This window comes from Streptomyces sp. MB09-01, from assembly GCF_033794505.1.
Lineage (GTDB): Bacteria > Actinomycetota > Actinomycetes > Streptomycetales > Streptomycetaceae > Streptomyces.
The window spans coordinates 1-5,898 of the sequence record NZ_JARAYQ010000379.1 but is presented as its reverse complement, the minus strand read 5'-3'; the positions used below and the strand labels follow the sequence as shown (position 1 = coordinate 5,898).

Here is a 5,898-nt window from a genome sequence, read left to right as displayed (position 1 = left end):
GGCTCCGGGGAGTCCCCGCTGACCGGCGGCGGAACCCCGTTGCCGACCGAGCCGGGCGACTACCCGGCGTACTACGCGGCGGTGGCGGCCGCCCTGCGCACGGGCGGACCCGCCCCGGTCACGGCCCACGAGGCCGCGCACTGCCTCGACGTACTGGAGGCGGCCCGCAGGTCGTCCGCGGAGGGCGTGGTGGTGGAGATTCCCGCCACAGATGTCTGATTCGCAGGGAAATGCAACCGCGGGCGCCAGGCTGGCGCCGGCCGGGCGCCGGCACCGCATTCCGGCCGAGGGCTGAGCGGCTGGGCGGCTGGGGGCACCGAAAGCACGCAGGCAAAAAGAGGGGGGCGGGGCTGCCGATGGCAGTCCCGCCCCCCCCCTTTCGGGTGTTCCTAGGCGCCCTTGAACTCCTGGCGCTGACGGCCCAGGCCCTCGATCGCCACCTCCACGACGTCACCGGCCCGCAGGTACGGCTTCGGCTCCGGCTGGCCCATGGCCACGCCGCCCGGCGTACCGGTCACGATGACGTCGCCGGGGTAGAGGGTCATGAACTGGCTCAGGTACCGGACGACCTCGCCGACCGGGAAGATCTGGTCCGAGGTGTTGCCGTCCTGCTTCAGCTCCCCGTTGACCCACAGCTTCACGTCCAGGACCTGCGGGTCCGGGACCTCGTCGGCGGTGACCAGCCAGGGGCCGAGCGGGGTGAAGGTCTCGCAGTTCTTGCCCTTGTCCCAGGTGCCGCCGCGCTCGATCTGGAACTCGCGCTCCGAGACGTCGTTGACCAGAACGTAGCCGCCGACGTGCGCGAGGCCCTCCTCGGCGGAGGACAGGTAGCGGGCGGTGCTGCCGATGACGACGCCGAGCTCGGCCTCCCAGTCGGTCTTCACGCTGCCGCGGGGGATGAGCACGGTGTCGTCGGGGCCGACCACGGTGTCCGCGGCCTTCAGGAACAGGATCGGCTCGGCCGGCGGCTCCGCGCCGATCTCGGCCGCGTGCCCGAAGTAGTTCAGGCCGATGCCCACGACCTTGCCGATGCGGCCGACCGGCGCACCGATCCGCAGCCCTTCGGCGCCCAGAACCGGAAGCTCACCGGACTCGGCCGCGTCCCGTACCCGGGACAGCACGGAGTCGTCGGCCAGGAGGCCGCCGTCCACATCCGTGATCAGGCCGGACAGGTCACGCAGGGTCCCGTCCTGGTCGAGCAGCGCGGGGCGTTCCGACCCGAGGGGTCCGACACGCAGCAGCTTCATGGGCATTCTCCCGTGGTCGTGGGTGGTCGGCCCATGGGCGTGCCCCGGGCCGGCCGATGGGTTGCGGCCATCGGAGGATTGGTTGATCCTCCAAGATGGCCGCCCGATCCGCAAGACCCTGTTCACGGACTGGAACGCACCGCTCCACCGGCTGCGCCCCTGCTCGGCCTACGCCATCTGTTCCACCTGTTCCGTCTGCTCGGCAGCCTTCTCCGCGCACTCGGCCCGCTCTTTGCGGTACTGCAGCCAGATCCGCTCCGCCACCGACCACGCGGTGGTGGTCAGCAGGTACAGCCCGGCGGCCAGCGGCACCACGGCAGCCGTGATCAGCGTCCCGAACGACAGCAGGGGCAGTACGCCGCCCAGCTTGCGCATGACCTCCTGCTGCTCGGCACTCACCTCGGCCACGACCCCGGCCTTGGCACCCGGCTTGGCGCCCGCCTTGGCAGCCGCCTTGGCAGCCGCCTTGACACTCGGCTGGGCACCCGGCCTGCCCTTCGCGGCCCCCGGTGTGGCCTTGCCGCGGCCGGCCGGCGTCGCCGCGGAGGCAGCGGCGGCCGCAGCCGCGGCCACGGCCGCCGCCTTGCGGCCCCGCACCGCACTCCACGCGGCGACCACCGCGATCGCCCCGAACAGTCCGAGGAACACCAGCCCCTGCGCCCCGAACGGGCCGCCCTCCCCCAACGCCTCCGTCCACCGGGAGCCCAGCGGCGCGGCGAAGAGCCGGTGCCCGAGCAACTCGTTGGCCTCGCCGCCGACCTTCGCCGAGGAGAACGCCTGGTACATCACGAAGAACACCGGCAGCTGCAGCAGCAACGGCAGGCACCCCGCCGCCGGGGTGGCCCCGCGGAAGGCGGCCCGGCTCAGCGGGTGCAGGGCGAGCCGTACGAGCACGGTGAACAGCACGATCGCGGCAGCGGTCGCGGACTGGTCCAGTACCGGCTCGAGAAGCTGGCCCAGCTCAGCAACAAGATGGGTGAAAACGGACACGTGGGCCCTCCGAAGGGTCTCGTCGAACGTCGAAAGAGATGCATTTCGGCGTGACGACCCGCGAGGGGCGACAACAGTGATCAGTCAGCAGAAGGCGAGAAGCAAGAACGAGAACGAGAACGAGATGTACTGCGCGCCCCTACGCGGCCGTCAGGAGGGCACGGCCGGGCGCCCTGGGCCGTGACCGGCCCGAGGCATCGGGATCACGCTGCGGCAGGAACGCCGTGCGTTGCTCGCGGTCACGTATCGCGGTGCGTATGCGGTGCGGCGGGACGGGCCGCACGAGCCGTGCGGCCGCGGCCAGGGCCTCGGTGCCCACGGCCACGGTGGCCGCGAGGGCCACCACCACGGCGCCGAGCCCGCTCTCCCCAGCGAAGAGTCCGAGGACTCCCCCGAGCAGCATCAGTGGGAGCAGTACGGCAAGGGCCCGCGAGGCCCGGGCGAACACGCCGGCCATACGAACCTCCCCCACTCCGCTCCCGCGCGCGAATTCACGTACGCGTTCGATGGTAACCGGCCCCGCTGACAACGGAACGAGTCAGGACGACTTGAGGGTCCCCCAGACCACCAGCCGGTACTTGGAGCTGTACTCGGGCGTGCACGTGGTCAGGGTGATGTACGCGCCGGGCTCGCCGTATCCCTGGTCCGGCTTCACCAGGCTCCGCGGCACGGGCGCGATCACCCCGGTGTCCCGCTCGGTCGTCTCGCTCAGGATCTTCCCGACCACGTACGTGTACCTGCGCCCCCGCATGTCGACGACCAGTTCGTCGCCCGCCCGCAGCCGGTTGATGTACCGGAAGGGCTCGCCGTGGGTGTTCCGGTGACCGGCCAGGGCGAAGTTCCCCCGCTCCCCGGGCCCGGCGGTCCCGGGGTACTGCCCGACGTAGCCCTTGTCGAGGACGGCCCGCTTGTCGATCCCCTGCGCGACGGGGACGACGAGGCCGAGGCGGGGAATGCGCAGGACGGCGTACGCCCGGTCACGCGTCGGCGGTCCGGCGGCGGGCCGGGCGGACCGGCCGGGCCCGGCCGTCCCGGCGGAGCCGGGTACGGGCACCGGCACGGGCACGGGCCCGGCAACGGTCGCGGCCGGCTCCGGAAGATCAGATGGGCCAAGTGCGTCAGGTGGGCCAACTGGGTCAGGTGCGGGATCCCGTCCCCAGGACCGCTCCAGGGCCTGGACCCGATCCTGCGCGGCGGCCGCGGCCTGCCGGTTCGTCCACCACACCTGGTGCACCACCAGCAACAACACCACCACCCCCACGGTGACGGTCAGCTCGGCGGTCGCCCACAGCGCCCCCACGAGACCGGCCCGGCGCGCCCGCCGACCGCCTTGAACCACCACAGGTATTTGACTCCTCCCCCTGAACGAGGGGGATCCCAGGCTCACGCTGCCTGACGGACCGGCGGCCCGTCAGGTCTTCCGCGATCGACGCCAGCCGGGTTGAGACCTGCCCGGACGAGCATCACGCGTGCGGAGTTCTTGTCTCTGGGTGAGACGGCTCCGCAGGCGGTGCACAGGTACGTACGTTCTGACAGCGGCAGTGCGTGCTTGGCTCTCGCTCCGCAGTTTCCGCAGTCCATGGTGGTGTGCGCCGGGTGTGCGAGGTGGAGGACCCGGCCGTGTTTGCGCGCCATGTTGATCAGCTCGCGCTTGGTGGCCGAGATGGACGCGTCGGCAGCCTTGCCCGCCATTCTGGACTTGGCGAGGAACTTCGGTCTGAAGTCCTCCACCGCGATCTGGTCGAAGTCCGTCACGACGCGCTTGGCCCATTTACGGGTGGTGTCCTGGCGCTGTCGGGCGATCTTCTTGTGCACCTTGGCGACCTGCCGCCTCGCCTGCCGATAGCCCTTCGACGCGGCCCGCCCGAGCTTCGGCTTCCTACGGGCCATCATCCGCTGATAGCCGGCCAGCTTCCCGGCCGCCTTCTTCCCGTGCTCGGGATGCGGGAGATCGTGAGCGTCGCTGGTGGTTGTGGCGGTCTTCTTGACGCCCCAGTCGATGCCAACCGCCGCCCTGGTCGCGAGGAGCGGCTGCGTCTCTGTCTCGACGACGAAGGAGGCGTACCAGTGGCCGAGGCTGTCGCGGTAGACACGGACACTGGACGGCTCGGCGGGCAAATCCCGCGACCAGACCACCGTCAGGGCGATGCCACCGGCCACGTACAGACGGCCGTCCTTCAACCGAAAGCCCCGACGGGTGTAGTTGAGCGTCGGCTCAGCCACGTTCTTCCTCTTGAAGCGGGGCATCCCCGCCCGCTGGCGCACCGGCATCTGCGCCTTGGCATCCGTCAACGCCTTGCCGCGGGACTTGGCGAAGTCTCGGATGATCTGCTGCTGCGGAACGCTGGCACCGGCCCGCAGCCACTCGCGCTCGCTGCGCCAGCCGGTCAGCAACTTGTCCAGCCGCGCCGGGCCGCACCCCTCCCCTGCCTTGTACGCCGCCCTGGACATGGCAACGCACTGTTTCCACACCCAGCGACCCCTATCCCACTCCGACGCCAAGGCCGTCATCGCGGTGGACGACACGCGGAGCCGGTAGGTGAACCGTGTAGGTCCGACCCTCTCCCGTAGATCCGGCGCTGTCGTCATATCACCTACCTTACTGAGACAGTTGAGGCATGGCGGCTAAATGGCATATCCCTCTAGCCGCCCCCGAGGAGTCCTCCGGATTCTCAGTGATCCCGCACGGGCCGCACCCTAAGTCCTCCCCCGTCAACTGACCAGCAGCAGTACGGTGTGAACCATGCGCCCCGACACGCCTGCCGAGCACATCGCCGAAGCCGAGCGCCTCATCCGCACGGCGACCCGCTACCCCGAGGACCAGGAGCCCTTGCTCCTCCAGGCCGCGGCCCACCTCGAACTGGCCGACGCACGCGACCGGGCGAGCGCCCTGTACGACCAACTCCTTTCCTCCTCACCTTCCGACCCCTACCTGATCAAGGCCTTGCAGGCGGCGAACCTATGGGAGTACGGCCACGAGGCCGAGGCCCGCGCCCTCATCTCGGGCATCCGCGCCGCCTCCCCGAAGGACCCGGCGCCGTGGGAGGTCATCGCGGAAGCCCTGGAGGCACACGACGAGTTGGAGGCCTCGCACGAGTGCTTCACCGAAGCGGCGGCCCTCCTCATCACGGAGGACGACCCGCTCACCCAGGCCACCACCGCCCTCCTGACGGGCCGCCACCGGGTACGCCGCCTCCTCGGGCGCCCGCACGACGACTGGGACATGGTCGCCGACACCCGCCACATCGGCCCGATCCCCCTCGACGAGCTCCACGACCCGAAGCGCATCTGGGCACTGGGCTCCGACGACCCCACCGAACTGCGCGCCGAGATCGCCCGCCTGCGCGCCGAACTGGGCGACCGCCGCGCGGCCCTCTCCCGGCCCTTCCCGGTGGCGATCCTCCACTGGCCCGCGCGCGAACTGGCCGAACTCCTCACCTCGTACCCCACGCTCGCCGCGGAGTACACCTCGCACGAGGCCCACCTGAGGGAGATCGAAACCTCCCTCCGCGCCCTAGCCGCCTCGGGCACCACGAACCTCGGCATCGTCACCGCGAGCGTCCCGTCCTACGAGGCCTTCGCGGCCTCCGAAAAGACCTCCCCGGCCTCCCCGTCCCTCCTGGCCGAATACGCCACCACCCTGGCCGCCCGCGGCAAAGCC

The 5,898-nt window shown here is 70.9% G+C and carries 7 protein-coding genes; 2 read left to right on the top strand and 5 right to left on the bottom strand.

Translation table 11 applies throughout. The features are described 5' to 3' along the window. Window positions 1–219: Gfo/Idh/MocA family oxidoreductase (locus PV721_RS40325; protein ID WP_319733388.1), on the top strand; the 219-nt coding region annotated here is incomplete at its 5' end. A 170-nt stretch (window positions 220–389) separates the two neighbouring features. On the opposite strand, the gene PV721_RS40320 is transcribed toward PV721_RS40325, so the two are convergent. The 5 genes from PV721_RS40320 to PV721_RS40300 all read right to left on the bottom strand — a co-directional run bounded on the left by PV721_RS40320 (window position 390) and on the right by PV721_RS40300 (window position 4,763). Then, the gene (locus tag PV721_RS40320; RefSeq protein WP_319733386.1) at window positions 390–1,247 is read right to left on the bottom strand and encodes a fumarylacetoacetate hydrolase family protein; all 858 of its coding nucleotides are present in this window, start codon (window positions 1,245–1,247) and stop codon (window positions 390–392) included. A 168-nt stretch (window positions 1,248–1,415) separates the two neighbouring features. Next, window positions 1,416–2,237 carry a YidC/Oxa1 family membrane protein insertase gene (locus tag PV721_RS40315; protein ID WP_319733383.1) on the bottom strand — a complete coding sequence of 274 codons (822 nt, stop codon included), beginning with the start codon at window positions 2,235–2,237 and terminating at the stop codon, window positions 1,416–1,418. A 139-nt stretch (window positions 2,238–2,376) separates the two neighbouring features. Beyond that, the gene (locus PV721_RS40310; RefSeq protein ID WP_405830292.1) at window positions 2,377–2,694 is read right to left on the bottom strand and encodes a DUF6412 domain-containing protein; all 318 of its coding nucleotides are present in this window, start codon (window positions 2,692–2,694) and stop codon (window positions 2,377–2,379) included. A gap of 81 nt (window positions 2,695–2,775) precedes the next feature. Further along, window positions 2,776–3,576 (bottom strand): class E sortase, encoded by an 801-nt coding sequence (locus tag PV721_RS40305; protein ID WP_319733381.1) that lies wholly within the window; start codon window positions 3,574–3,576, stop codon window positions 2,776–2,778. A 44-nt stretch (window positions 3,577–3,620) separates the two neighbouring features. Then, complete coding sequence (locus PV721_RS40300) at window positions 3,621–4,763, bottom strand: transposase (RefSeq protein ID WP_319733379.1); 1,143 nt, start codon at window positions 4,761–4,763, stop codon at window positions 3,621–3,623. Between the two features lie 217 nt (window positions 4,764–4,980). Here PV721_RS40300 and PV721_RS40295 point away from each other — a divergent pair. Then, window positions 4,981–5,898 (top strand): hypothetical protein (locus PV721_RS40295; protein ID WP_319733377.1); only part of this gene is annotated, 918 nt, incomplete at its 3' end.